This is a genomic window from Sphingomonas degradans, from assembly GCF_053502645.1.
In genome coordinates this window covers 3,570,585-3,597,013 of record NZ_CP177172.1, presented here as the reverse complement: position 1 = coordinate 3,597,013, position 26,429 = coordinate 3,570,585, and the positions used below count along the sequence as shown (strand labels likewise).

Genomic DNA, 26,429 nt, shown 5'->3' with positions numbered 1-26,429 from the left:
ACGGGTCACTAACCGGTACAAAAACGAAAATCTCAGCGGCTACGGACAAACGCTTTGCCGTCATAGGTCCAGCGAATCACCGAACGCGGCCCCGTTCCGCTCTCGGCGTCGAATGTGTGAATGATCGGGCGCCCCTGCGGATCATCCAAAAACTCGGGGCGGCCTCGGCTGGATAGCTCTGCAACCTGCCGTATGCCCGCGTCGGTGATCCGCCAGATGCGGACGCGGTAGGCCGAACCGCCAGCCCAGAGCGAAAAGAGGAGGCCGTCCTGATCGCGCACGAACAGGCCCATCGGCACATCGCCTATATCTTCACGATATGCGGCAGAGCTTGAGCACGCATCAATGCACGCGATCGCCAGGCGGTAGCCGACCGATGGATCTGTATCCACGTTCGCGAAATACGTGCTGGCGTCTGCGTGTATCCGAAGAGAAGCGACGGTCTGGGCACGCGCCGGCATCGCGAAAAGAACCAATGCCAATGCTATTGCGCGCCTCATGGCCGATCATACCAAGTACGTGCGTGGCGGCAACGAGAGAAATTCTGACGAAGTGCGCGGCGGAACACCGGTGACGTATTGCGTAAGTGAAGCGCTCAGCCCGCAATCCCGATGATGCTGATCTGCCGCCCATAATCGGGCTCGCCGCGATGGGTGGCGCGGCGATAGCTGTAGAAGCGATCGGCATCGGCATAGGTGTCGCGCCCCAGCATCTCGACCGTGCGCACGCCCGCCGCCGCCAGCCGGTGCGCGACATAGGCTTCCAGGTCGAACTGGAAATGTTCGGGCCGGCCATCGGCGAAGAAGCGCTCGTTCGCCGGGTCCGCTTCGGCAAAGCGGCGGAAGAAGCCGGTGTCGACTTCATAGCTGGCGCGCGCGATGCACGGGCCGATCGCGGCAGCGATGCGATCGCGCCGCGCGCCCAGCGTCTCCATCGCCACCAGCGTCGAATCGGTCACGCCGCCGATCGCGCCCTTCCACCCGGCATGCGCGGCGGCGACCACGCCGGCCTCGCGGTCGGCGAACAGCACCGGCGCGCAATCGGCGGTGAGGATGCCCAGCAACAGCCCCGGCTGGTTGGTGACCAGCGCATCGGCGCGTGGGCGCAGCCGTTCCTCGAACGGCGCGATCACGGTGACGGCGTCGGCCGAATGGACCTGGAACACCGTCGCCAGCCGCGCGCCGGGCAGGATCGCGTCCGCCGCGCGCCGCCGGTTCTCGGCGATCACCGCCGGGTCGTCGCTCGATCCGGTGCCGACGTTCAGCCCGGCATGCACCCCCGTAGAGGCACCCCCGCGCCGCCCCAGAAAGCCATGCGCCACCCCGTCCAGCGCCTGTGCGCGGATGACCTCGACAGCGCTCACAATGTCAGCCGCATCAATCGGTCCTCATCCTCGTGCGCGCCCACCATGAAGGCATAGGCGCCGCGATCCTCGAAGCCGTACCGGGCATAGAATCGCTTGGCGCGGGCATTGTCGACATAGACCGACAGCCACAGTTCCGCGCTCCCCCGCGCCCGCGCGCTGGCGATCGCCCAGTCCATCAGCGCACCCGCCGCGCCGCTGCCCTTGGCGCGCTCGGCCAGGTAGAGCTGGCGCAGCTCGGTCGCCGGTGCCTGCGTTTCCGCCGGCAGCTGGAGCCCGCTGATCTTGGCATAGCCCATCAGCCCCGCCGCATCCTCGACGACGCGGAACGCATAGCCATTGCCCGCAAATTCCGCCGCCCAGGCTTCGGGCGTGAACTGGTCGAGGAAGCTCGCCAGATCGGGATCGCGGTACAGATGGCCGAAGGTCGCGACGAAGCTCTCGCGGAACAGCGCGTCGATCGCGGGCAGGTCCGCCGCCGTGGCGTCGCGGCAGATCATGGCGCGAACCCGGCGGGCACCGGCCAGCCGGGCGCAGTGAAGGCGATCACCTTGAACAGGTCCCCCATCGCCGCGTCGGTGACCAGCCGGTCGCGGTCGGCGGCGAGCGCATCGGCGCGGTCGGGCGCGGCCTGCGCCAGTGCCTGTGTCCGCGCGTCGATCCCCAGCGCGCGCAGGAACGCCCCTTGCGTCACCGGCCCGTGCACCACCAGCCCTTCGGCCTCTGCCGCCTCGGCCAGCGTCGCGAAGTCGACATGCGCGGTCAGATCGGCCTCGCCCGGCGCGTCGAACGGATTGGCATAGGCATGGCCGCGCACCGCCTGGAGCGTGTCGCCGATCGCCGGCCCCTGATAGCCATAATCGATCACCAGCGCCGCCCCGCCCTGGACCAGCAGCCGCGCCGCGAGGTTGCGCAGGATCGCCACGCTCGCGGGCGAGGTCTCCAGGATCGCGCCCGGCTCGGCATCGCGCAGCGGCTTGGGGACGATCATGTCGAAGCTGCGGTCGCCCGCGATCGGCAGGAACAGCGTGTCCTGGCACGCCACCAGCCGCTCGCGCCAGCCCGCTGGCGTGGCGATCAGCTGGCGGATCGGCAGCGCGTCGAAAAACTCGTTCGCCACCACCAGCAGCGGCGCGTCCTCGGGCAGCCCGACCAAGTCGAGGTGCCATTCGGCATGCGGCACCCGCTCGGCCTGCGCGGCGCGCAGCACGGGGCTCGTCTCGACAAAGTCCACCGGCGGGGCCAGCCCGGCCTTGCCCATCGCGCGCAGCGCATCGGCGGCCAGCGTGCCGCGACCGGGGCCGAACTCGACATAGCGCGCATCGGGCCGCCCGGCGCGGTCCCACAGATCGGCGATCCACAGCCCGATCAACTCGCCGAACATCTGGCTGATCTCGGGCGCAGTGGTGAAGTCGCCGCGCGCGCCCAGCGGATCGCGCGTGCCGTAATAGTGCGCGTTGGCGGCGCCCATGAACTGCGACAGCGGGATCGGCCCCGCCAGCGTGATCGCACGGGCCAGCCGCTCGGGCAGCAGCGCGGGGGTTTCGGCGTCGGTCATCGTCGGCAGCTTACGCGACGCTCTCGCCGACGATCGGCTCGACGCGGTGGCGGCGTCCCTTGGCGGTGGCGATCAGATACAGGCCGCCGAGGATCATCGGAATGCACAGCCACTGGCCCATGTGCAGCCCGGTCATCTGCACCAGCCACACCAGCTGCGCATCGGGCTCGCGGAACAGCTCGACGAAGAAGCGGCACAGCCCGTAGCCGAGCAGGAAAATGCCCGCCAGCTTGCCCGGCTGATACCGCGCATCGGTGCGCCAGAAACAGAACCACATGACCGCGAACAGCAGGATGCCCTCCAGCCCCGCCTCGTACAGCTGGCTGGGATGCCGCGCCGGCTCGGGGCCATAGGCGACGGTGTTGCGGAACACGATCGCCCAGGCGACGTCCGTCGGCTTGCCCCACAATTCGCCGTTCACGAAATTCGCCAGCCGCCCGAAAAACAGCCCGAACGGCGCGACGCACAGCACATAATCGAAGATGCGCAGCCAGTTCAGCTTGTATGTCCGCGCCAGCAGGATGATCGCGATCGTCATCCCGATCCCCCCGCCATGGAACGACATGCCGCCGTCCCACAGCTTGAAGACCTGGAGCGGCGTCTCGGTAATCATCCGGGGCGCGTAGAACAGCACATAGCCGATCCGCCCGCCCAGAATGATCCCCAGCGTGGCATAGAAAACCAGATCGTCCGCATGCCGCCGCGCCATCGGTGCGCCCGGCTGCGCCAGCAGCTTGAGCAGATACCACCATCCGATCAGGATGCCGGCGATATAGGCCAGCGAATACCATTTGATCTGGAAAAACCCCAGATCGAGGGCGACCGGGTTCAGCCCCAGATCCTTGAAATGAACATAGTCGCCGGCGGCGGCGAGGATGGAGGTAAGCACGTCGAACGGTCCCCGGCGAATGATGTCCCCCCGCGATAGAGCAGCCGCACGGCAAACCCAAGGGGGGAAGGGGGCGGGGAGGGCGCGTGGATCAGCGAGATCCGGATATTTGACGGCTCATTAGATTGAGAAGGGGCATGGAGCCGACGGCCCACTCATGAAATCGACCGTCTCGCTCGTAGCCTTTCCCATTTGCGTCGGGTGAATATGTTGCCACCATGAAACAAGCCGGAGTAGCCTAAATAGCTCGCTTCGAGTGAACCATTCGAGTTGGTGCTTGCGAGGTATGCTTCGAGACCGGGAAATGGTATGAAAACCATCCGTTTTCAGCCCCGAGGCCTTCTCTGACTCCACGTTTGGATGCCGCGATGAACGAATGGGACTTATTGGCTAATGGGTGTCCGAGATCGGCTACAGGTGGTGGAGATAATCCGGCCCATAAAAAGCGGGCAAACGCAGCCTTACCAATGCAGGCTTGAAGATGATCAAATTTATGCAGTAAAAGGCCGTGGCGCGTTACCCGAGGGTCTGCTATCGGAAGTTTGTGCGGCATCGCTCGGCCAAGCGATGGGTTTGCCAATTCCCGATTTTGTAATCGCTGAGATCCCAGCAGTGCTTATTGAGACTGCCACCGACCCCGAGGTTTCTCGCTACTTGGGCATAGGGACAGGTTTCGCTTCGCATTGGCGGAACGCTTGCGAACCGTTGACTCCCACGATCCGCGACAGGCAAAGCCCGGAATTTCTTGCGACGCTCTATGCGTTCGATCACTGGATCGCCAACGGTGATCGATCGCTGGGCGACGAAGACGGTAACCCCAATCTACTGTATGACCTGACCGACAAAAAACTCGTTGCGTTCGATCATAATTTGGCCTTCAGCACCACCTATAACGCAGCTGAACTCGCTGTGCACGCGGGAAGGCGGAGCTGGCAGGCGATTGGCAGGAGCAGTGGTTTCATACCAAGGCTTTTACAGAAAATGCAAATAGCACGTCTCGCGTTTAATGCGTTGGTGAATGAATTACCCCATGAATGGGTAGAGGACCGTCCGGGGTTTACGTTGGCCGCCGCCGCTATGTTAGATAGGTGCGATACACCTGAATTTTGGGCTGAACTCGGATGAGTGCGATCTACCAATATTCCATCATCAGGTTTTTGCCTTTTGCTGACTTGGGCGAATTTGCAAACATTGGCATCATCGCGCTGGATAGCCAAAACAAAATCCTTCAATTTCGGCTTGCACGTGCAAAATTCCGACGCCTTCGTGAGTTCTTTGGTGAGGACGCATATCGCGCCTATGGCGCGGCTATTGAGCATTTGCGTCTAGAATTAGCGTCTCTTGCTGCGGGTGATGGGTTCTGGATGAATTGGGATCCTGGCAGGGCGTTTTCCCATCTGACACGCAGGCATGAATCTTCCATAGTTTTCAGTGAAGTCCGGACGTTGCTTTCCAAGGAACACATTGGCGATGTCGTCGATGGCCTTTTTACCCGTCTAATCGAACGGCAGCGTCAAGAGGCTCATGATTTGGATCTCATCAGAGATATTCGGCATCAGCTGGTAGCTAGCGGCATCAGAGGTTTTCGCGCGATTCGTGTGGTGGATGATGTTGTCCCGGTGACGTTTCCGTTGGCGCATAGAAATGGTGATCTGAATGCTATTCAGCCCATGGTTTTTTCACAAAAGACTCCCTTGGCTGTGTTTGATCACGGCGCGATGTGGAAGCGACGGCTTGCGTATCTTCTGGATCGGGGGAAAATTAGGCACGGATCCGTCCTATTAGCAGTCGATCCGCCAGCGGTGGATGCGGGAAATTCGCTTAGGGTTGCTTATGCGGAATCAATGAAAGAAATAAGCTCTCTTCCTTTTGACGTGGTTGACGCTGAAATTGGTGGGCAAATAAATCACAAAATTATTGAGTTTGCCGAGGCTGTGGCACCTCCAAGTTATTCATTATTCAATTGATATATTTGTTATGTATGTGTGTTATGTTGATCTAAATTTTGTTTAATGGTCATTGTTTTTATATGAGAGAATTTATAATTCTGATTGCTCGATTTTGACCTTTCTTCGCGCAGACTGTGCCGGGCCGACCTAGGGGGCGATTTTTGGTGCGCTCTGCCAGACCCATCGCGCGCGTGAGGTATGCCCCCAACCCGCTGGCGCCCCCCGCCCCCACGCGATACAGCACGCCCATGGCAAATCTCGGCACGCTTGGCAGACCCGATCGGCGCACGCTGTTGATCGGTGGCGGGGTGGGCGCCGGGTTGCTGGTGGCCTGGGGGCTGTGGCCGCGCACCTATCTGCCCAATCTCACCGCCGCGCCGGGGGAGAGCCTGTTCGGCGCGTGGCTCAAGATCGGTAGCGACGGGCATGTCGCGGTCGCGGTGCCGCAGTGCGAGGAGGGGCAGGGGGTGTTCACGGCCTTTGCCCAGATTATCGCGGACGAGCTTGGCGCCGAATGGACGATGGTGGGAGTCGAGCCCGCGCCGCTCAATCCGCTCTATGCCAATCTGCTGGGGGCACAGGCGCTGTTCGGCACGGCGCTCGGCCCGCTGCCCGATGCGGTGGAGCGGGCCCATGTGGTCCGCGCCGGGCTGATGCTTACCGGTGCCTCCACCTCCGTCCGCAATTTCGAGGCCGATCTGCGCCATGCCGGGGCGGCTGCGCGCGCGCTGTTGTGCAAGGCGGCGGCGCGGCGCTGGGGGGCGGACTGGCGCGCGTGCGACACGGCGGAGGGGCAGGTGGTGCTCGGCGCGCAAAAGCTCGGCTTCGGCGCGCTGGCGGAAGCGGCGGCGCGCGAAAGCGTACCCGGCGATGTGCCGCTACGCGCTGGATCGGCCAACCGGCTGACCGGCAAGCCGCTGCCCCGGATCGACGTGCCGGCCAAGACCGATGGCAGCGTCACCTATGCCGCAGACATCCGCCTGCCCGACATGGTCTATGCCTCGATCCGGCAGGGGCCGACCGGCGATACCACGCTCGCGAAGCTCAATCGCGCGGCGGCGGACAAGGTGCCGGGAATGCTCGCGGTGGTGACGACCGAGCGCTGGGTCGCGGCGGTGGCGAACAACTGGTGGGCGGCGGACCGCGCGCTCGATGCGATGCGCCCGCGCTTCACCACGCCCGATCCGGTGGTGAACGACGATTCGATCGAGGCGGCGCTGCAGGCCGCGTTCGACCAGCGCGGCGCGCGGATCACGCAGGCGGGCAATCTCGCGGCGGATTTCCGGGGCGCGCGCGTGGTCTCGGCGAACTATGGCGTCGACCTGACGCTGCACGCGACGCTGGAGCCGATGACGTGCACCGCGTCGTACAAGGACGGGCGGCTGACGCTGTGGCTGCCGACCCAGGCGCCGGGGCTGGCGCGCGCGGCGGCGGCGCGCGCGATCGGCATCGGCGAGGGGCGCGTGACGCTCCATGCGACGATGGCGGGCGGATCGTTCGGCGCGAAGCTGGAGCATGACGTCGCGGCACAGGCGGCGCTGCTGGCGCAGCGGCTGGGGCGCCCGGTCCAGCTCACCTGGCCGCGCGGTGAGGATATGCGGCGCGATCGCTTCCGCCCCCCGGCGGCGGCGCGGATGACCGCCAAGCTCAACGACCAGGGCCGCGTGACTGGCTGGCTCGCCAAGATCGCCGCGCCGGAGACGGGGCGCGAGCTGGCGGAGCGGCTGATGCCGGGGGATATGCTGGCGGGGCTCGGGCTGGCGCTGGCCGGATCGGGCGAGGCGGTGGCGGTGGAGGGCGCGACGCCCTTCTACGCGATTCCCAACTATGCGGTGGACCACCACCCGGCCGACATCGGCGTCCCCACCGGCTATTGGCGCGGCGGCGCGCACGGCGCGAGCTGCTTCTTTACCGAGAGCTTCGTCGACGAACTCGCGCACGTCGCCGAACAGGACGCGCTGACCTTCCGCATGGCGATGCTGGGGAGCGAGCCCCGGCTGGCGCGTTGCCTCCAGACCGTGGCGCAGCTCGGCGGGTGGCAGGGCGGCCAGCCCGGCAGCGGCCAGGGCATTGCCTGCCACAGTTTCCGGGGATCGCACATCGCCGTGCTGGCGGAGGCGCATCTGACGGCGGACCGGCGCGTGAAGGTCGACCGGCTGGTTGCGGCAGTGGATTGCGGGCGGCTGGTGAACCCCGATCTGGTGACCCAGCAGATCGAAGGCGGTCTGATCTTCGGCATGGCCGCCGCGCTGGGCTGCTCGACCGGCTTTACCGAGAATGTGGCCGATGTGCGCGAGCTGCGCGAATTGTCGCTTCCCACGCTCGCCGACGTGCCCGACGTGACCGTGGAATTGCTGCGCAGCACGGCTGACCCCGGCGGCGTCAGCGAGCTGGCGGTGCCCCCCGTCGCCCCCGCCATCGCCAATGCCCTGCAAGCCGCAACCGGCGTGCGCTTCCGCCGCCTTCCTTTGCTATCGGACATCGAATGACCCTCCCCGCGAATCATCCGCCCGTCCCGCGCCCGCGCATTGGCGTGCTGCTTACCAATCTGGGCACCCCCGATGCGCCCGATGCCCCGTCGGTGAAGCGCTACCTGGGCGAGTTCCTGTCCGACCGCCGCGTCGTGGAAATCCCGCCCTTGCTGTGGCAGCCGATCCTGCGCGGCATCATCCTGCGCACCCGTCCGGCCAAGTCGGCCCATGCCTATCAACAGGTATGGAGCGAGGACGGCTCGCCGCTGGCCGCGATCACCAAGGCGCAGATGCGCGCGCTGCAGGGCGCGTTCGGCCCCGACGTGGTGGTCGATTATGCGATGCGCTATGGCAATCCCGCGCTGGGCGAGCGGCTGAAGGCGATGAAGGAGATGGGGTGCCAGCGCATCCTGCTCGCCCCGCTCTACCCGCAATATTGCGCAGCAACGACGGCGACCGCAAACGACGCCGCCTTTGCGACGCTGGCCGCGATGCGCTGGCAGCCGGCGATCCGCACGCTGCCGCCCTATCACGACGATCCGCGCTACATCGCCGCGCTCAAGGCGTCGGTCGAGGCGTCGCTTGCCGGCCTCGATTTCGTGCCCGACGCGATCATCGCCAGCTTCCACGGCATGCCGCAGCGTACGCTGGAACTAGGCGACCCCTATCACTGCCAGTGCCAGAAGACCGCGCGGCTGCTGGGCGAGGCGCTGGGGCGCAAGCTGATCGTGACCTTCCAGTCGCGCTTCGGCCGCGCCAAATGGCTTGAGCCCGCGACCGACACCACGCTGGAGGCGCTGCCGGGACAGGGGATCACGCGCATCGCCATTCTCGCCCCCGGCTTTTCGGCCGACTGCCTGGAGACGCTGGAGGAACTCTCGATCCGCGGTCGCGAGAGTTTCGTCGCGGCGGGCGGTAAAGAATTTGCCTATCTGCCTTGTCTCAACGCTAGCGACACCGGTATCGAGATGTTGCGGTCAATACTGGCGCGCGAACTTGCGGGCTGGGTCGACGCTGCCTAGGCTGACGGACAATCGAAGAGAGGATGTGACATGGCGCGCGTAGCAATCGTGACCGGCGGAACTCGCGGGATCGGCGAGGCAATCAGCCTGGCCCTGCAGGATGCAGGAATGACCGTCGCCGCCAACTATGCCGGCAATGACGAGAAGGCGCGGGCCTTCACCGAGCGAACGGGGATCAAGGCGTACAAGTGGGACGTCGGCGATTTCGATGCCTGCGCGGCGGGGGTGGCACAGGTCGAGGCGGATCTCGGCCCGGTCGATGTCGTGGTGAACAATGCCGGCGTCACGCGCGACGGTACGATCCTGAAAATGGATCGCGAGATGTGGGAAGACGTCATCCGCATCAACCTGGGCGGCTGCTTCAACATGGCGCATGCGACCTTCCCGGGGATGCGCAATCGCAAATGGGGCCGGATCGTCAATATCGGCTCGATCAACGGCCAGGCCGGGCAATATGGCCAGGTGAACTATGCCGCCGCGAAATCGGGCATCCACGGCTTCACCAAGGCGCTGGCGCAGGAAGGCGCGCGTGCCGGTGTGACCGTGAACGCGATCGCGCCGGGCTATATCGATACCGATATGGTCGCGGCGGTGCCGCCCGAGGTGCTGGAAAAGATCGTCGCCAAGATCCCGGTCGGGCGGCTGGGCCAGGCAAGCGAGATCGCGCGCGGCGTGGCGTTCCTGTGCTCCGAGGAAGCGGGCTTCGTCACCGGATCGACGCTGTCGATCAACGGCGGACAGCATATGTACTGATGCGAACGGGGGCCGGTCCACAGGACCAGCCCCCGACCCTCGATACGCTACGCGAGGGAATCTGCATCGCGGCGACCCCTTCGATACGCGACGGGAAGGGATCGTTACGGTGACAACAATCCTGTTCTAGCCTGGTTCCCTTGAGCGCTGTCTGAACGGCGTGGTTATCTGACGTTCAGCTTGGTGGCGCGCCGGGCTGGCCCCCGCCTGCGAAGCCGCTATGAGGCGGCGATGCGCCTTCCCCTTCTTGCCGTCGCGTTCCTGCTGGGGTGCAATGTCGATTCCGCGACGCTGATGATTCGTCCGGTGCTGGGCGCCGATGCGCGAATCACAGCGCGGCCCGTTCCGCTAAATCCCCGTGATCCGGCCGAGCGCCGCGTGGGCGCGCTCACCTATCTCGGCGGGGTCGTGCTGACGAGCCCGGACCCGGCCTTTGGCGGCTTTTCGTCGATGCGGCTGGTCGGTGATCGATTCACGCTGCTCAGCGACATGGGCAACCTCGTGAGCTTTCGCATGGGACCGGACTGGCAGGTGCGCGACGCCGTGTTCGGCGATCTCCCTGGCGGGCCGGGCACGGGCTGGGTCAAGGCGGACCGCGACGCCGAATCGATGACGCGCGATCCCGCGACCGGCACCGTCTGGGTGGGGTTCGAGAAGTACAACGCCATCTATCGCTACGACGCGGCGTTCTCGCGCGTAGAGGCAAGCGTCGCGCCACCCGCAATGGCCGATTGGTCGGAGGCGGGCGGGCCCGAATCGATGGCGCGGCTGCGCAACGGCCACTTCATCGTCATCAGCGAGACGTCGCGGCCCAAGGGCCGTCCGCAGGCGCGGATTGGGCTGCGATTCGCCGGCGATCCGACGACGAGCAAGGCAAAGCCGGTGCCCTTCGCCTATGTGCCGCCGGCTGGGTACAACCCGACCGACCTTGTCGAACTGGACGATGGCCGGATGCTGGTGCTTAACCGTCGGTTCGCGATTCCGAGCCTGTTCACGGCGAAGCTGACGCTGATCGACCTGCGCGGATTGGCAGCAGGCGGCGTGGTGCGCGGACGCGAGCTGGCGACGTTCGAGGCGCCGCTGGTGCACGACAATTTCGAAGCGATGGCGCTCGCACGCGAAGGCGCCGACACGATCCTGTGGATCGCATCGGACGACAACCTCGAGGCCTGGGAGCAGTCGCTGCTGCTCAAATTCCGGCTCGACCTGACGGACGAGCCGGAGGGCAGGCGTTAGGCGGCTTCGGCGGTGCTGGTCGCTGCCTTGCGCACTTCGCGCTTCAGGCGGCGTGCACGCAGCGACAGATCGTCGTCGCTGGTCTTGAGCAGCCAGTTGTCCAGGCCGCCGACATGCTCGACCGAACGCAGGCCGTGGGTCGACACGCGCAGACGCACGCTCTTGCCCAGCGTATCCGACATCAACGTCACGTTCTGCAGGTTGGGCAGGAACGTACGCTTGGTCTTGTTATTGGCGTGGGAAACATTGTGGCCCACCTGCCGGCCCTTGCCGGTCAGCTCGCAAATGCGCGACATCGCTGTTAATCCTGATTTTGGCCTAGAGCCGGAAAGGCCGCGCCGATACCCGCTATGGGGCGGCGCGTCAACCGATTCGCCTGTTAAACCGCTCGTGCCCACGCAACTTGGCGGAGGATGAAGCGTTAATTACGCACTCGTTTCAATTTGGCAATGCACTCCGGGAGATGAAGACGATGCGTGGACTTCTCGTGCTGATCGGGCTTGTCGCCCTTGTCGTCGTGGGACTGATGTCGGTCGGCATGCTCTCGATCGAGCAGCAGCAGGGCGCGACCATCCCCCGGATTTCGTTCAACGCGCAGGGCGGGCAACTGCCCAAGTTCAAGGCGGAAACCGGCAGCATCGCGATCGGCACTACCAACAAGACCGTCGAAGTGCCCACGGTCCAGATGAAGGACGCCACCGTCAGCGTCCCCACGCTGGAAGTGAAGCAGGCGCCGGGCGCATCGCCGACTCCGGCGGCGCGCTGATGCGCGCGCGGCCCGGCCATGTCGCGGCGGCGGTCCTGTTGCCGCCGCTGGGCGTGTATCTGGCGCGCGGGCCGGGGCGCGACTTCGGAATCGCCTGTGGGCTGACCGTGTTCGGCTTCGTGCCCGGCATGGCCTTTGCCCTGTGGAGCGTGCTGCGCGCTGAGCCGGGGACGCCGGCGACCGCGTGACGCGCACGTCAGGCGGCGCTAGAGCGGCAACGATGTTCCCGCTCCCCGAACCGATGCGCGCGGCGCTGGATGCTGCGGCGCAGGCAGCGCAAGCCGGCGAAGTGCCCGTGGGCGCCGTGGTGGTGCATCGCGGCGCGGTGATCGCGACGGCAGCCAATGCGCCGCGCACGCTCCACGATCCCACCGCCCATGCCGAGATGCTGGCGATTCGCGCCGCCGCGCAGGTGCTGGGGAGCGATCGGCTGGAGGAATGCGACCTGTGGGTGACGCTGGAGCCCTGTGCGATGTGCGCGGGCGCCATCGCCCATGCCCGCATCGCCCGGCTCTATTACGGCGCCAGCGATCCGAAGGGCGGTGCTGTCGAGCATGGCCCGCGCTTCTTCGCGCAGCCGACCTGCCATCATCGCCCCGAACTCTATGCCGGCATCGGCGAGGGCGAGGCGGGGGCGCTGCTGCGCGACTTCTTCCGCGCGCGGCGGAGCTAGGAAATTCCGCCACTCCCGCGCCGGGGCATCTTGTTGGACGAGGCTAATCGCAACCGGAGCTGGAACGAATAACGCGCAAGATGCCGTCGGGCGGGAGTGGCGCGGAGGCGCGGGCGAATGCCCCGCCCCCGATCGCGATCATGCCTGGACGGGCACGATCTTGATTTCGACGCGCCGGTTAGCGGCCCGCCCTTCTTCGGTGTCGTTGCTGGCGATCGGCTGGGTCTCGCCAAAGCCCCGCGTGCCGAGCCTTGCGGCCTGCACGCCGCGCGATTGCAGGTAATCGGCCACCGCCGTCGCCCGGCGTTGCGACAGGCCGTAATTATAGCTGTCCGACCCCACCGAATCGGTGTGGCCGTACACGTCGACATAGGTCTGGTTATACTGGCGCAGCACGTCGGCGACCTGGTCCAGCGTCGGGCGGAACTGCGGCTGTACCGCCGACTGATCGGTCGCAAAGGTCACGTTCGATGGCATGCGCAGCACCAGCTCGTCGCCCTGGCGGATGACCTGGACGTCGGTGCCCGCAGTGCGGCGGCGCAGTTCCTGCTCCTGTCGGTCGATATACGAACCGATGCCCACCCCGGCGATCCCGCCGATGCCCGCGCCCAGGATCTTTGCGGTGCGATCGTTGCGGCCGCCCACCAGATCGCCGAGCAGATAGCCGCCCAGCGCACCCACGCCGCCGCCGATGGCGGTGCGCGACACGCGCTGTTCGCCGGTAACCGGATCGGTGATGCACGCGCTGGTCAGCATGGTGGCGCCAAGCGCCGCGATGGTCAAAGCCTTGCGGGCGATACCCATGGGTTCCTCCTTGTTCGATGTCCCTATGACTGGCGGAAACCCCCGTCCACAACCTCTTGTTCCACCTGCGCAACCGATTGGTGAACGCATGGTTGTTAAGCGGGGCGTAGTGCCTGTATGGAGGGCATCACATCATGGACGCCCCCTTCCCCTGGATCGACGTCGCGATCATCCTCGTGCTGATCGCCGTAAACGGCATATTTTCTATGTCGGAACTGGCCATCGTCTCGTCGCGCCCGGCGCGGCTGGAGGCGCTGGCGAAAAATGGCAGCCGCGGTGCCGTCACCGCGCTGCGGCTGGCGCAGGACCCCGGCAAGTTCCTGTCCACCGTCCAGATCGGCATCACGCTGATCGGCATCGTCTCGGGCGCCTATTCGGGCGCCAGCCTGGGCGAGCCGGTGGCACAGCGGCTCCAGCCGCTGGGGCTGAGCCCCGAATTCGCGACCACGCTGGCGCTGATGCTGGTGCTGGCGGTGACCACCTTTGCCACGCTCGTCGCCGGCGAGCTGGTGCCCAAGCAGTTCGCGCTGCGCTCGCCCGAGCCGATCGCGGCGATCATGGCGCTGCCGATGCTGTGGCTGTCACGCATCACCGCGCCGTTCGTCTGGCTGCTCGATTCGACCAGCGGGCTGGTGTTCCGCCTGCTGCGGATGAACCGCGAATCGGAGAATCGCGTCACTGCCGAGGAGCTGCACCTGATCGTCGCAGAGGCCAGCAAGTCGGGCGTGATCGAGGAGCATGAACGCTCGATCATCTCGGGCGTGGTGCGGCTGGCGGATCGTCCGGTGCGCGAAGTGATGACGCCGCGCACCGATGTCGACTGGCTCGACATCGACCTGGACGGCGACGGCATCCGCGACGCACTGCTCGCCACCCCGCACACCCGGCTGCCGGTGGCGGAGGGTTCCGTTGATGCGGTCGTCGGCGTGGTGCAGGCGCGCGATATCGTCGCCGCGCTGTTCCGGGGCGAGCCGCTCAACCTGCGCACGCTGATGCGCACCGCGCCGATCCTGCCGGACCAGGTCGATGCGATGGACGCGCTGGGCGCGCTGCGCCGGGCCGAAGTGCCGATGGGTCTCGTCCATGACGAATATGGCCATTTCGAAGGCATCGTGACGCCCGCCAATCTGCTGGCGGCGATCGCCGGCGATTTCGCGTCGGATGCCGAGCCGGGCGAGAGCCCGAACGTGGTGGAGCGCGAGGACGGGTCGCTGCTCGTCTCGGGCCAGATGCCCGCCGATGCGCTGGCCGACCGGCTGGGCATCGACCTGCCCGAAGACCGCGATTACGCGACTGTGGCGGGGCTGGCGCTGGCAGTGCTCAAGCACCTGCCGGATGAAGGCGAGACCTTTGCCCAGCAGGGCTGGCGTTTCGAGATCGTCGACATGGACGGCCGCAAGATCGACAAGCTGCTGGTCAGCCAGGACGGGTAAACGCCTGCTTGGAAATGCGCTGTGGCGCATTTCGCGGTGCCGGCCCGCTCCCCCACCAGCGTGAGGTGAACAGCGCCCCGCGCTGTTCAGGTCATGCCGGGGGCATGACCGACCTCACACTCCCAACGGCAGGGTATTCTATGGGTGGCCGGGTGGGGGAGCGGGCCGGCGCCGTCTACCTTAAATCAAGGTGCAGGAACTGGCTGAACGTTCCGGGCGGATAGTCGGCAAAGGCCGGCCCGTCGATAAAGCCCCGGCGGCGATACAGCGCCAGCGCCGGCTCGAACGCAGGCCCGCGCCCGGTTTCCAGGCTCAGTCGCGTCACGCCGCGCGCAGTGGCGGTGGCGATGATCGTCTCCAGGATCGCCGCCGCCGCGCCCCTGCGCACGAAATCGGGGTGCGTGCGCATCGATTTCACTTCGGCGGCGCCGTCGCCCAGCATCTTGAGCGCGCCGATCGCCGCCACCCGATCCCCTTGCCAGGCGGACCACACCGTGACCTCGGGCTTCTGCAAGCCGCTGAGATCCAGCGCGAACACGCTGTCGGCGGGCGAATTGGCGTGCATCCCCGCCAGATGGAGCGCGAGCAGCGCGCGGGTCTGGGCGCTGGACAGGTCGTCCGGGCGGATGTCGAACGTCACAGCTTGCCGAACACCGCCTCATAGCCCGCGACATCGCCGCTCGCGAGGAAGCCCGCCTGTTCGATCCAGCGATCGCGCTGGAGCCGGCCCTGGAAATTGCCGAGCTGCGCGTCGAGCGCGGCGGCATCCTCTGGTGCCAGCGCGGCGAGCTGTGCGAAGCGCGTGATCCCCAGCGCGTTGAGCCGCTCGGCAAGCCGGGGGCCGACGCCCTTGAGCCGCGTCAGGTCGTCGCCGGCGTCCGCCGCCGGCTCGGGCGCTGCGACAGGCGCGGGGTCGGACGCCGCCAGCGCGGCCGGAGAGGCATCGAGCGGGGCGGCGGCGGCGATCGGTTCATCCGCGAGCGGAGCGGGGGCAGGGGCCTCGGTTACTCCCTCGGCTGCTGCCGGCGACGGGGCAACCGGCACCGCAGGCTGCTCGAGCGGGCGCCCCGATTCCTCCACCGCCACTTCGCCGCGCGCCTCCAGCTCGGCACGCGCCTGCGAGCGGCGCTTGGCCAGCATCGTGCCCCACGCCAGGATGAACAGCGCGAACGCCATCCCCGCCGCGATCAGCACGAACGACAGCGTCAGCCATGCCGGTCCGCCATCGATGATCGTGCTCGTCATCGTCCCCTGATCGTTCATACGCCGCGCCTTCTCCAAGTCCTGCGATTACGACAATGGCATGCTGCATAGCGTGCCGGGGACGGGGACGTACAGCACCCCTATCCCTCGCGCGCGATTTCGCGCCAGCCGATGTCGCTGCGGCAAAAGCCGGTGGGGAAATCGATCGCATGGACCGCCGCATAGGCCGCCGCCTGCGCGGCCGACACATTGGCGCCGGTCGCCGTCACTGCCAGCACCCGCCCGCCGCTGGCGACCAGCGCGTCGCCGTCCATCCGCGTGCCCGCCTGGAACACCTGCGCGCCGGTCGCTTCCGCCGCGTCGATGCCACCGATCGCGCCGCCGGTGCGCGGCGTTCCGGGATAGCCCTGCGCCGCCATCACCACGGTCAATGCCGTGTCCGCCGAGAATGTCAGCGCCGCCAGCGTGTCCAGCGTGCCGTTGGCAGTCGCCAGCAGGATTTCGAGCAGGTCGCTCTCCAGCCGCGCCATCAGCACCTGGCATTCGGGATCGCCGAACCGGGCATTGTATTCGATTAGCTTCGGCCCCTGCTTGGTCAGCATCAGCCCGGCATAGAGCACGCCCGAATAGGGCATCCCCTCTGCCGTCAACGCTTCCACTGTCGGGCGCACGATCGTCTCGATCGCCTCGCGCTCCAGCGCCGGGGTCAGCACGCGTGCCGGGCTGTACGCGCCCATCCCGCCGGTGTTGGGCCCGGTATCGCCATCGCCCACGCGCTTGTGATCCTGCGCCGATCCGAAGGGCACCAGTGTGGTGCCGTCGGTGAGGACGAACAGGCTGACCTCCTCGCCATCCAGGAATTCCTCGATCACGGCGCTGGCGCCCGCATCGGCGAAGATCGCGGCGAGCGCCGCGTCGGCTTCGTCGGGGGTGAAGGCGACCGTCACGCCCTTGCCCGCCGCGAGGCCATCGGCCTTGATGACCACCGGCAGCCCGAACGGCTCGATCGCGGTGCGCGCAGCGTCGAGCGAATCGACGCGGACATAGCCGGCGGTCGGGATGCGCGCGCGGGCGCACAGGTCCTTGGTAAAGCCCTTTGACCCCTCAAGCTGCGCCGGCGCGCGGTTCGGCCCGAACACGGCGATGCCGGCGGCGCGCAGCGAATCGCCCAGCCCGTCGACCAGCGGTGCCTCCGGCCCCACCACGACGAAGTCCACGGCGTTCTGCGCACAGAAGCCGATCACTGCGGCGTGATCGGTGACCGCAATATCGGCAATCTGAGCATGCCGGGCTATCCCCGGATTCCCCGGTGCGGCATAGAGCCGCGTGAGCCGCGGCGATTGTGCCAGCTTCCACGCGAGCGCATGTTCGCGGCCCCCCGACCCAAGCAACAGGACGTTCATGGCCGACCCCTTTCCCGATATTGATACGCCAATGGGGCGGCTCGTAGCCGAGGCGGTGCCCGGGGACAACGCGGCGCCGATGGGCGTCGGCGAATTGTCGCAGCGGCTGAAGCGCATGGTCGAGGGCGAGTTCGGCCATGTCCGGCTGCGCGGCGAGATTTCGGGATGGAAGCGCGCGGCGTCGGGCCATGCCTATCTGGCGCTCAAGGATGCCGATGCTGTGATCGACGGCGTGATCTGGCGCGGCGCCGCCTCGGCGCTGCCGTTCCAGCCGCAGGACGGGATCGAAGTGATCGCCACCGGCAAGCTGACGACTTATCCCGGCCGCTCCAAATACCAGATCGTGATCGAACGGATGGAGCTGGCGGGCGAAGGCGCGCTGATGGCGCTGTTCGAGCGGCTCAAGGCCAAGCTGGCCGCCGAGGGGCTGTTCGCCGCCGAGCGCAAGCAGCGGCTGCCCTATATGCCGCGCACGATCGGCGTGGTCACGTCGCCCACCGGCGCCGTCATTCGTGACATTCTCCACCGGCTGGCCGATCGCTTCCCCAGCCATGTGCTGGTCTGGCCGGTCAAGGTGCAGGGCGACGGCGCGGCGGGCGAGATTGCGCGCGCGATCCGGGGCTTCGATGCGATTCCGGCCGAGGGCGGCGCGACGCCGCGCCCCGACCTGCTGATCGTCGCGCGCGGCGGCGGCTCGATCGAGGATCTCTGGTCCTTCAACGAAGAAGCCGTGGTCCGCGCGATCGCCGAGTGCCGCATTCCGCTGATCTCCGCCGTCGGCCACGAAACCGATACCACGCTCGCCGATTTCGCCGCCGACCTGCGCGCGCCCACCCCCACCGCCGCCGCCGAGATCGCGGTGCCGGTGCTCGCCGATGTCGCCTATACCGTCCAGACGCTCGCGCATCGCACCGAACGCTGCGTGCGGCGCTATCACGAACGCGCGGGCGAGCAGCTGGCGGCGCTGGTGCGGGTGCTGCCCAAGCGCGACGCGCTTTTGGGGCCGCAGCGCCAGCGGATGGACGATCTGGGTGCCCGGCTCGATCGCGCGCTCGAACGCCGGGTGACGGCGGCGCGCGGCGTGCTCGATCGCAGCACGGGCGCGCTGCGCCCCGCGATGCTCGACCAGCGGCTGGCAGTGGCGCGCCAGCGGCTCGCGGCGGTGCCGCTGGATCGCGCCGTGGACCGGCGGGTCGGCGATGCGCGCGCACTGCTGACCCGTGGCGGCGCGGCATTGCGCCCGGCGATGCTCGACCAGCGGCTTGCCGCAACGGCGCAGCGGCTGGAGGCACTGGGGCGGCATCTGGAGCTGCTCCACCCCAATCGCCCGCTGGAAAAGGGCTATGCCTGGGTCGAGGCGCGCGGCACGCACAAGGTGGTCGGCACGGCGGCGGAGGCGCGCTCGGCGCAGGCCGTGACGCTCCATTTCCGGGACGGTGCCGTCGACGCGCGGGTTGAGCGCCCCGGCGCCAAAACCTATGCTGCCGAAAAGCCGGAGCAGCCCAGCCTGCTCTGACGCCCCGTTTCCCACAGAGAGGTTGCCGCCGATGCTGATGTCCAACTCCGCGAGAGTCGCGCGGCTCCGGTATCGCGCGGGGGGCTTCAGCGTGTTGTCGCCCGGCGACCATGTCGTCTGCGCGGTCAGCGGCGCGCGCGTCCCGCTCGAGGTGCTGCGCTATTGGAGCGTCGACCGGCAGGAACCCTATGACAGCGCCGCGTCGGCCGCCCGCGCGATGGGGGTGTTGTGAGCCGGCGTCGGGGGCTGGTGCTGGCGGGGGTGATGGCGCTGCTGGGCACCGCGATGGTGCCGATGGCGGCGAACGGGATCGCGCCGGGGGCGCAGGGCCCGCAGGCCGCGTCCTTCGCGTTCGACGGACAGCTGATCCAGGGCGGCATCGCGATCGGCACTGCGCCGCGCGGCACCACGTTGCTGACGTTGAACGGCGTCGCCGTGCCGCTGGCGCGTGACGGCAAGTTCCTGATCGGGTTCGATCGCGATGCCGCCCCGACCGCGACGCTGGTGGCAAGGCTTGGCAATGGCAGCGAGGTGCGGCGCCAGTTGACCATCCCGCCGCGCAGCTGGGACATTTCGCGGCTCAACACGCTGCCCAAATATCCGCTGCCCCAGCCCGAGTTCCAGCGCCTGCGCCCCGCCGAACTCGCCCAGATCCAGGCCGCGCGCGCGATGCAGAGCGATTCGCAGGGCTGGCGACAGGCGTTCCTGTGGCCCGTCACCGGGCGCATCTCGACGCTGTTCGGCTCGCAGCGCATCTATTCGGGCGAGCCCGGCGCCTATCATTCGGGCATCGACATCGCCCGGCCGGTGGGCACGGTGGTGCTGGCCCCGGCGGACGGCGTGGTCACGCTGGCGACGGCGACGCCCTTCACGCTCGAGGGCAACCTGCTGATGATCGACCACGGCATGGGCCTCAACAGCGCGTTCATGCATCTCGCCCGAATCGACGTGAAGGTCGGCGCCCAGGTCAAGCGCGGCCAGCCGATCGGCACGGTCGGGCGCACGGGCCGCGCCACCGGCCCGCATCTGCACTGGGGCATGAAGTGGCGCGATGCCCGGATCGACCCGTTGCTGGTCGCAGGACCGATGCCGGTTGCCGATTAAGCGGGCACTCGGTTGCGCGTTGCAACATAAATGAACAGTTTACGGGGCGCGCGCGCAACATTCCGCGTGCGTCTGTGGCATATTTGATACAGGTCGCCTGAAAGCAGGGGCTTGAACCTGAATGTACGCTTTACAGGGGTAGGGGGCGCCTGCACCATCGCACCAAGCTTCGTCCGGCAAGTGCTTCGGCAATTGCCGCGATGTAGCGGGGAGACATCCCGGCCAATAACCGCACTGCGGCAACGGCCGGGCAAAGCGAGGGAAAATCATGAAGAAGACGCAAGTTACTTTGCGCGGCAGCACGGCATTGTCCGCGCTCGCGCTTATCGGCGCCGGCGCGCTGTTCGCCGCGCCCGCAATGGCGCAGGAGACGCCGGCTACTACGACGGCTGCACAGGACGAGGGTACTGGGCAGGACATCGTGGTCACGGGCTCTCTGTTCCGTCGCAATCCCAACGTAGAAGGCGCGTCTCCGGTCACCACGCTGACTGCGGACGATCTCGACAAGCGCGGCGTCAACACGGTGCAGGAAGCACTGCAGACGTTGTCCGCCAACAACGGCGGCACGCTGATGAACTCGTTCTCGGCGAACGGTGCATTCGCGGGCGGCGCATCGGCTGCATCGCTGCGCGGCCTGACGACCTCGTCCACGCTGGTGCTGTTCGACGGCCTGCGCGCTGCCTATTATCCGCTGGCGGATGACGGTTCGCGTAACTTCGTCGACCTGAACACCATTCCGGACGCCATCGTCGAGCGTGTCGAAGTCCTGAAGGACGGCGCTTCGTCGACCTATGGCGCAGACGCCGTCGCCGGCGTTATCAACATCATCACCAAGAAGTCGTTCACCGGCATCAGCGCGCGCGCAGAAGCGGGCATCACCGAAAAGGGTGACGGTGCCAACCAGCGCCTCGAACTGACTGCGGGCTTCGGCAACCTCGACGAGCAGGGCTTCAACGTCTACGCCAGCGGCCACTACGTGAAGAGCGACGCAATCTACAATCGTGATCGCGGCTATCCGTACAATACGGCGGACCTGAGCAAGCGTTGCGGCACCAGCCTCGTCGATGGCTCGCGCACGTGCGATACCAACAGCGTGCTGAACGGCATTCAGGCCGACGGCACCTATCTGGGCATGTCGACCGGAACGCTCATCAACTACGCGCGTCCTGCGAGCGCGACGACGGGCGCGGCGATCGCCGGCACCCGTTACCAGCAGCTGACCAACCCGGCGGCAGGCTGCGGCTCGTTGACGCCCTATACGCTTACCGGTGCGCAGCTCACCAACACCGGCGGCAACGGCGGCGCGACTGCGCCGGCCAATGGCGTCGTGTGTCAGGAAGATGCGGTCAATCGCTACAGCCTGATCACGCCGTCGATCGAGCGCCTGGGCGGTTCGGCACGCGCCACCGTGAAGCTGAGCGACACGATCGAAGCCTATGCGATGTTCAACTATGAACAGAGCCGCGTGGCATATAGCGGTCTCCAGACGATCTATCGCGGCACGACCACGCCTGGTCCGCTGCTTCAGCGTTACACCACGGCGAGCACGCCGGCGACGCAGGGCGCCGGCGGTCTGTACGGTCAGTTGATCTCGCTGCCCGTCTATGTCTGCCCGCAGACGACGGTGCAGACCTGCACCGCGGCCAATGGCCGACTGAACCCGAACAACCCGTTCGCTGCCGCTGGCCAGCGTGCGGCGATCATCGGTCGTCTGTCGGATATCCGGGAAAGCAACGAGACCTTTAACCAGGCCTATCGCGGCGCGCTCGGTATTTCGGGCTCTTTCGGCGACAACTGGCAGTTCGCGGTTGATGCGACCGGTATGCGGGTCAATCTGCACCGTAAGGTTGGCGGCCGTATCTATGTTCAGAACTTCCTGAACGCAGTCAACGACGGTTCGTACAACTGGATCAACCCGGACGCCAACACCCAGGCGGTCCGCGATTACATCGCGCCGGAAATCAACAACCTGGCCTATTCGGAACTGTACCAGGTCCAGGGCTACCTCGCGAAGTCGCTGGTCGAGCTTCCCGGCGGTCCGCTGCAGCTGGCGGTCGGTGGGGCATTCCGCGATGAACGCGTCAATGCGCCCAGCCTCAATCCCGGTGTCCTGAACCAGCCGACGCAGCAGTATATCCGCGTCAACGGGTTCAGCTCGGCGGGCCACCGCAACGCCAAGTCGGCCTATTTCGAACTGAGCGCTCCGGTGTTCAAGGAACTCGAGATCATCGGCTCCGGGCGGTACGACGATTATTCGACGGGCGAGAACAACTTCTCTCCGAAGATTTCGGCGAAGTTCAGCCCGATCCCCGAACTGACGTTCCGCGGCGCCTATTCGCGCGGCTTCCGTATCGCCAGCTTCGCGGAAACCGGCTCGTCGCCGACCACCGGATTCGTGACGACCAACGCTGCCGCGATCTGCCGTGTCAACAACCCGCTGGGCGGCACGTCGTACTGCAACGGCTACAGCATCGGCCTGAGCCAGAAGGGCGCACCCGGCCTCAAGCCCGAAAAGTCGCGCAACTTCACTGCCGGTGCGGTCTTCGAGCCGACCAACTGGCTGTCGTTCACGGCGGATTATTACAACATTCGCAAGACCGACGTCATTACCGGCGACGATTACACGCCGGCTCTGGCAGCCTATTATGCAGGGCAGGCGATTCCGGCCGGCTTCCAGGTCATTCCTGACGTGCCCAGCCTTCCGGACATTGCCGTCAATCCGAACGCGCAGCCGCGCGCCGGCTTCGTGATCTACTCCTACGTCAACGGTCCGACCCAGCAGACCTCGGGTCTGGACTTCACCGGCACTGCACGTATTCCGATTTCCGACGGTATCCGTCTGACCAGCTCGGTCGACGCGACCTATGTGATCGAATACAAGCAGTCGTTCCCCGGTGGTGGCACGCAGACCTATGCCGGTACGCTGGGTAACTTCCAGATCACGTCGGGTTCGGGCACGCCGAAGTGGCGTGGCAGCTGGCAGAACACGCTGGACTTCGGCTCGGCGTCGCTCTCTGCCACGGCGTACTACACGTCGGGCTACAGCACGACTGCGGAAGATTCGTCGGGTTCGGGCACTGCCTTCCTGTGCGGCGCCTCCGCGGTGGATGCGAACGGCGACACTGTCGACTTCAACTCGCACACCTACTCCGATGGCGTGACGCCGGTGCAGTGCCGCGTGAAGCACTTCATCAACGTCGACATGAGCGCGAGCGTTGACGTGAGCGATCAGTTCACGCTGTACTTCAACGTTCTGAACGTGTTCGGCGCGAATGCTCCGCTCGATGCGACGACCTATGGCGGCTATCAGTACAACCCGGCATGGGCGTACTCGGGCATGATCGGTCGTCAGTTCCGTGCGGGTGCGAAGGTTCGCTTCTGATCCTTCGAACCTGAGACCCAAATCTGTGGGCGGCTCCGCGAGGAGCCGCCCTTTTTTTGTCCGCCGGAGTACACCGCACAGAAAAAGGCGGCGCGCCGGATGCCCGGCGGCCGCCCCTTTTCACCTACTGAACGCGTCGGCTACGCCACGCTAAGCACCAGCGCCCCGTCGCCTTCGTCCACCTTCACCACCGAACCGTCCTTCACGTCGCCGCGCAGGATCAGGTCGGCCAGCGGGTCCTGCAGATAGCGCTGGACCGCGCGTTTCAGCGGCCGGGCGCCGTACACCGGATCATAGCCCACCCGACCCAGCCAGGCCCGTGCCGCATCGCTCAGCTCGATGCGGATCTTGCGGTCCTTGAGCAGCTTGCCCACGCGCCCAACCTGGATGTCGACGATCGGCGCCATATGGTCCGCCGCCAGCCGGTGGAACAGGATGATCTCGTCCAGCCGATTCAGGAACTCCGGGCGGAAATGCGCGCGGACGATTTCCATCACCTGCGGCTCGACATCCTCCACTTTCTGCCCATCGGCCAGGTTGGTGAGATACTGGCTGCCCAGGTTGGAGGTCAGGATGATGATCGTGTTCGAAAAATCGACCGTGCGCCCCTGTCCATCGGTCAGACGCCCGTCGTCCAGCACCTGGAGCAGGATGTTGAACACATCGCCATGCGCCTTCTCGACTTCGTCGAAGAGCACCACCTGATAGGGCCGCCGGCGAACCGATTCGGTTAGAACGCCGCCCTCCTCATAACCCACATAACCCGGAGGCGCGCCGATCAGCCGCGCGACCGAGTGCTTCTCCATGAATTCGCTCATGTCGATGCGCACCATCGCATTGGGATCGTCGAACAGGAACTCGGCCAGCGCCTTGGTCAGCTCGGTCTTGCCCACGCCCGTCGGCCCGAGGAACAGGAAGCTGCCCAGCGGCCGGTTCGGGTCCTGCAATCCGGCACGTGAGCGCCGCACCGCGGTCGACACGGCCTTGACCGCATCCGCCTGTCCGATCACGCGCTTGGCGAGCTGTTCCTCCATATGGAGCAGCTTCTCGCGCTCGCCCTCCAGCATCCGCTCCATCGGGATGCCGGTCCACCGCGCGACCACTGCGGCGATGTCGTCCGCCGTCACTTCTTCGCGCAGCATCGCGCCCTTGGTCGCGCCCTCGGCCTCGGCCAGTTGCTTGGTCAGCGCGGGGATGGTGCCGTAGGAAAGCTCGCTCATCTTCGCCAGGTCGCCGGCGCGCTGCGCCTGTTCCAGCTCGGTGCGCGCGGCCTCCAGCTTCGACTTGAGCACCGCTTCGGAGGCGATCTTGTCCTTCTCCGCCTGCCAGCGCGTGGTCAGCTCGGCCGATTGCTGCTCCAGATTGGCGAGGTCACCTTCCAGCGTCGCCAGCCGGTCCTTCGACGCGGCATCGGTTTCCTTGCGCAGCGCCTCGCGCTCGATCTTGAGCTGGATGATGCGCCGGTCGAGATTCTCGATTTCCTCGGGCTTGCTCTCCACTTCCATGCGGATGCGGCTTGCGGCCTCGTCCATCAGGTCGATCGCCTTGTCGGGCAGGAAGCGATCGGTGATGTAGCGATTGGACAGCGTCGCCGCGCTGACCAGCGCCGCGTCGGTGATCCGCACGCCGTGGTGCAGCTCGTACTTCTCCTTGAGCCCGCGCAGGATCGAAATCGTATCCTCGACCGTGGGCTCGCCGACGAACACCGGCTGGAACCGCCGCTGGAGCGCCGCGTCCTTCTCGACATACTTGCGATATTCGTCGAGCGTGGTCGCGCCGATGCAGTGCAGCTCGCCGCGTGCCAGCGCCGGCTTGAGCAGATTGCCGGCGTCCATCGCGCCTTCGCCTTTGCCCGCGCCGATCAGCTGGTGCATCTCGTCGATGAACAGGATGATCTGGCCTTCGCCGGCCTTGACCTCGTCGAGCACGCCCTTCAGCCGCTCTTCGAATTCGCCGCGATATTTCGCGCCCGCGATCAGGCTGCCCATGTCGAGCGCCATCAGCGTGCGGTCCTTGATCCCGTCGGGCACGTCGCCATTGACGATGCGCAGCGCGAGGCCTTCGGCGATCGCGGTCTTGCCGACGCCGGGCTCGCCGATCAGCACGGGATTGTTCTTGGTCCGGCGCGCCAGGATCTGGATCGTGCGGCGGATTTCCTCGTCGCGGCCGATCACGGGATCGAGCTTGCCGTCGCGCGCCGCCTGCGTGAGGTCGCGGGCGAATTTCTTGAGCGCGTCATAGCGATCCTCGGCACCCGCCGTGTCGGCCGTGCGCCCGCCGCGCAGCTTGTCGATCGCGGCGTTGAGCGCGGGTGCGGTCAGCCCCGCCGCCGCCAGCGCCTTGCCGGCAGTCGTCGTCGAGGCAAGGGTGAGCGCCAGCAGCATCCGCTCGACCGTGACGAAACTGTCCCCGGCCTTTTGCGCGACCTGTTCGGCCTGGTCGAGCACGCGGACCAGATCATTGTCGATCCCCGGCGTCTGCTGCGCACCGCTGCCCGACACCGCCGGCACCTTTGCCAGCGCCGCATCGGTCTCGCCCAGCGCGCGCTTCGCATCGCCCCCGGCGGCGGCGATCAGGCCAGAGGCCATGCCCTGCTCATCCTCGAGCAGCGCCTTGAGCAGATGCTCGGGCCCGATCCGCTGATGGCTCATGCGGATCGCGACGGTCTGCGCCGATTGCAGGAAGCCCTTGGCGCGGTCAGTGAATTTTTCGAGGTTCATGGTGGCCCCTTGGATGTATCAGGGGCGAATGTAGTGTTGCAAATGGGCAACACAAGGGTGAGTCTCGCACATCGTTTGTCTTATGACCGTGCGGATTTTACGCAAACCGCGCTGGCATAACGGTGGGCGCTGCGAAGCGGCGCTTCTTGCGGTGGCGGTGAGGAAACGAGTGCCGAGGACGGGG

General features: G+C 66.5%; 25 protein-coding genes. 14 read left to right on the top strand and 11 right to left on the bottom strand.

Annotated features, from left to right (window positions below):
• Nucleotides 1–32: 32 nt before the first annotated feature.
• The 5 genes from ACG3SL_RS16455 to lgt form a co-directional block, all read right to left on the bottom strand.
• Entirely contained in the window at nt 33–482 is a 450-nt protein-coding gene (locus tag ACG3SL_RS16455; RefSeq protein WP_448662249.1) for a hypothetical protein, read from the bottom strand.
• A 113-nt stretch (nt 483–595) separates the two neighbouring features.
• Nucleotides 596–1,363, bottom strand: coding sequence for a peptidoglycan editing factor PgeF (gene pgeF, locus ACG3SL_RS16450; protein WP_448662248.1), 768 nt, complete (start codon nt 1,361–1,363; stop codon nt 596–598).
• Nucleotides 1,360–1,863: an N-acetyltransferase family protein gene (locus tag ACG3SL_RS16445; RefSeq protein WP_448662247.1), complete on the bottom strand. Its 504-nt coding sequence runs from the start codon at nt 1,861–1,863 to the stop codon at nt 1,360–1,362. The genes pgeF and ACG3SL_RS16445 overlap by 4 nt, the downstream gene beginning before the upstream one ends.
• Entirely contained in the window at nt 1,860–2,921 is a 1,062-nt protein-coding gene (locus ACG3SL_RS16440; protein WP_448662246.1) for a class I SAM-dependent methyltransferase, read from the bottom strand. The genes ACG3SL_RS16445 and ACG3SL_RS16440 overlap by 4 nt, the downstream gene beginning before the upstream one ends.
• A gap of 10 nt (nt 2,922–2,931) precedes the next feature.
• The gene (gene lgt, locus ACG3SL_RS16435) at nt 2,932–3,810 is read right to left on the bottom strand and encodes a prolipoprotein diacylglyceryl transferase (RefSeq protein ID WP_448662245.1); all 879 of its coding nucleotides are present in this window, start codon (nt 3,808–3,810) and stop codon (nt 2,932–2,934) included.
• Between the two features lie 417 nt (nt 3,811–4,227).
• Between lgt and ACG3SL_RS16430 the strand changes: the two genes are divergently transcribed.
• From ACG3SL_RS16430 to ACG3SL_RS16405, 6 genes are all read left to right on the top strand, one after another.
• On the top strand, nt 4,228–4,935 hold the full coding sequence (locus tag ACG3SL_RS16430; RefSeq protein WP_448662244.1) for a HipA family kinase: 708 nt from the start codon (nt 4,228–4,230) through the stop codon (nt 4,933–4,935).
• The gene (locus ACG3SL_RS16425; RefSeq protein WP_448662243.1) at nt 4,932–5,777 is read left to right on the top strand and encodes a DUF3037 domain-containing protein; all 846 of its coding nucleotides are present in this window, start codon (nt 4,932–4,934) and stop codon (nt 5,775–5,777) included. Before ACG3SL_RS16430 ends, ACG3SL_RS16425 begins: the two co-directional genes overlap by 4 nt.
• Before the next feature lie 230 nt (nt 5,778–6,007).
• A complete protein-coding gene (locus ACG3SL_RS16420; protein ID WP_448662242.1) occupies nt 6,008–8,248 on the top strand; it encodes a molybdopterin cofactor-binding domain-containing protein in 2,241 nt (746 codons plus the stop codon).
• On the top strand, nt 8,245–9,252 hold the full coding sequence (gene hemH / locus ACG3SL_RS16415; protein WP_448662241.1) for a ferrochelatase: 1,008 nt from the start codon (nt 8,245–8,247) through the stop codon (nt 9,250–9,252). The genes ACG3SL_RS16420 and hemH overlap by 4 nt, the downstream gene beginning before the upstream one ends.
• A gap of 30 nt (nt 9,253–9,282) precedes the next feature.
• Nucleotides 9,283–10,005 carry an acetoacetyl-CoA reductase gene (gene phbB / locus ACG3SL_RS16410; RefSeq protein WP_448662240.1) on the top strand — a complete coding sequence of 241 codons (723 nt, stop codon included), beginning with the start codon at nt 9,283–9,285 and terminating at the stop codon, nt 10,003–10,005.
• A gap of 231 nt (nt 10,006–10,236) precedes the next feature.
• Nucleotides 10,237–11,241 (top strand): esterase-like activity of phytase family protein, encoded by a 1,005-nt coding sequence (locus tag ACG3SL_RS16405; protein WP_448662239.1) that lies wholly within the window; start codon nt 10,237–10,239, stop codon nt 11,239–11,241.
• Here ACG3SL_RS16405 and rpmB read toward each other — a convergent pair.
• A complete protein-coding gene (gene rpmB / locus ACG3SL_RS16400) occupies nt 11,238–11,537 on the bottom strand; it encodes a 50S ribosomal protein L28 (protein ID WP_448662238.1) in 300 nt (99 codons plus the stop codon). The genes ACG3SL_RS16405 and rpmB overlap by 4 nt on opposite strands.
• Nucleotides 11,538–11,713: 176 nt before the next feature.
• Between rpmB and ACG3SL_RS16395 the strand changes: the two genes are divergently transcribed.
• From ACG3SL_RS16395 to ACG3SL_RS16385, 3 genes are read left to right on the top strand one after another with little or no spacing between them, the layout of a single operon-like run.
• Nucleotides 11,714–12,007, top strand: a complete 294-nt coding sequence (locus ACG3SL_RS16395) for a hypothetical protein (RefSeq protein ID WP_448662237.1) — start codon at nt 11,714–11,716, stop codon at nt 12,005–12,007.
• Complete coding sequence (locus ACG3SL_RS16390; protein WP_448662236.1) at nt 12,007–12,195, top strand: YqaE/Pmp3 family membrane protein; 189 nt, start codon at nt 12,007–12,009, stop codon at nt 12,193–12,195. The genes ACG3SL_RS16395 and ACG3SL_RS16390 overlap by 1 nt, the downstream gene beginning before the upstream one ends.
• A gap of 53 nt (nt 12,196–12,248) precedes the next feature.
• Nucleotides 12,249–12,680 carry a nucleoside deaminase gene (locus tag ACG3SL_RS16385; protein WP_448665151.1) on the top strand — a complete coding sequence of 144 codons (432 nt, stop codon included), beginning with the start codon at nt 12,249–12,251 and terminating at the stop codon, nt 12,678–12,680.
• A 138-nt stretch (nt 12,681–12,818) separates the two neighbouring features.
• Here the strand turns inward: ACG3SL_RS16385 and ACG3SL_RS16380 are convergent, their stop codons facing one another.
• Nucleotides 12,819–13,484, bottom strand: a complete 666-nt coding sequence (locus ACG3SL_RS16380; protein ID WP_448662235.1) for an OmpA family protein — start codon at nt 13,482–13,484, stop codon at nt 12,819–12,821.
• A 134-nt stretch (nt 13,485–13,618) separates the two neighbouring features.
• Between ACG3SL_RS16380 and ACG3SL_RS16375 the strand changes: the two genes are divergently transcribed.
• Nucleotides 13,619–14,917, top strand: a complete 1,299-nt coding sequence (locus ACG3SL_RS16375) for a hemolysin family protein (protein ID WP_448662234.1) — start codon at nt 13,619–13,621, stop codon at nt 14,915–14,917.
• A gap of 175 nt (nt 14,918–15,092) precedes the next feature.
• On the opposite strand, the gene ACG3SL_RS16370 is transcribed toward ACG3SL_RS16375, so the two are convergent.
• The 3 genes from ACG3SL_RS16370 to purD form a co-directional block, all read right to left on the bottom strand.
• Complete coding sequence (locus ACG3SL_RS16370; RefSeq protein WP_448662233.1) at nt 15,093–15,557, bottom strand: GNAT family N-acetyltransferase; 465 nt, start codon at nt 15,555–15,557, stop codon at nt 15,093–15,095.
• The gene (locus ACG3SL_RS16365; protein WP_448662232.1) at nt 15,554–16,180 is read right to left on the bottom strand and encodes a hypothetical protein; all 627 of its coding nucleotides are present in this window, start codon (nt 16,178–16,180) and stop codon (nt 15,554–15,556) included. Before ACG3SL_RS16365 ends, ACG3SL_RS16370 begins: the two co-directional genes overlap by 4 nt.
• Before the next feature lie 80 nt (nt 16,181–16,260).
• Nucleotides 16,261–17,523 carry a phosphoribosylamine--glycine ligase gene (gene purD / locus ACG3SL_RS16360; RefSeq protein WP_448662231.1) on the bottom strand — a complete coding sequence of 421 codons (1,263 nt, stop codon included), beginning with the start codon at nt 17,521–17,523 and terminating at the stop codon, nt 16,261–16,263.
• Between purD and xseA the strand changes: the two genes are divergently transcribed.
• The 4 genes from xseA to ACG3SL_RS16340 all read left to right on the top strand — a co-directional run bounded on the left by xseA (nt 17,522) and on the right by ACG3SL_RS16340 (nt 23,525).
• On the top strand, nt 17,522–19,039 hold the full coding sequence (xseA, locus tag ACG3SL_RS16355; protein WP_448662230.1) for an exodeoxyribonuclease VII large subunit: 1,518 nt from the start codon (nt 17,522–17,524) through the stop codon (nt 19,037–19,039). The genes purD and xseA overlap by 2 nt on opposite strands.
• Nucleotides 19,040–19,070: 31 nt before the next feature.
• Nucleotides 19,071–19,271, top strand: a complete 201-nt coding sequence (locus ACG3SL_RS16350) for a DUF2093 domain-containing protein (protein ID WP_448662229.1) — start codon at nt 19,071–19,073, stop codon at nt 19,269–19,271.
• 32 nt (nt 19,272–19,303) lie between these two features.
• Nucleotides 19,304–20,143 (top strand): M23 family metallopeptidase, encoded by an 840-nt coding sequence (locus tag ACG3SL_RS16345; RefSeq protein ID WP_448665150.1) that lies wholly within the window; start codon nt 19,304–19,306, stop codon nt 20,141–20,143.
• Between the two features lie 268 nt (nt 20,144–20,411).
• The gene (locus ACG3SL_RS16340; RefSeq protein ID WP_448662228.1) at nt 20,412–23,525 is read left to right on the top strand and encodes a TonB-dependent receptor plug domain-containing protein; all 3,114 of its coding nucleotides are present in this window, start codon (nt 20,412–20,414) and stop codon (nt 23,523–23,525) included.
• A gap of 140 nt (nt 23,526–23,665) precedes the next feature.
• Here the strand turns inward: ACG3SL_RS16340 and clpB are convergent, their stop codons facing one another.
• Nucleotides 23,666–26,245 (bottom strand): ATP-dependent chaperone ClpB, encoded by a 2,580-nt coding sequence (gene clpB, locus ACG3SL_RS16335; RefSeq protein WP_448662227.1) that lies wholly within the window; start codon nt 26,243–26,245, stop codon nt 23,666–23,668.
• Between the last annotated feature and the right edge of the window lie 184 nt (nt 26,246–26,429).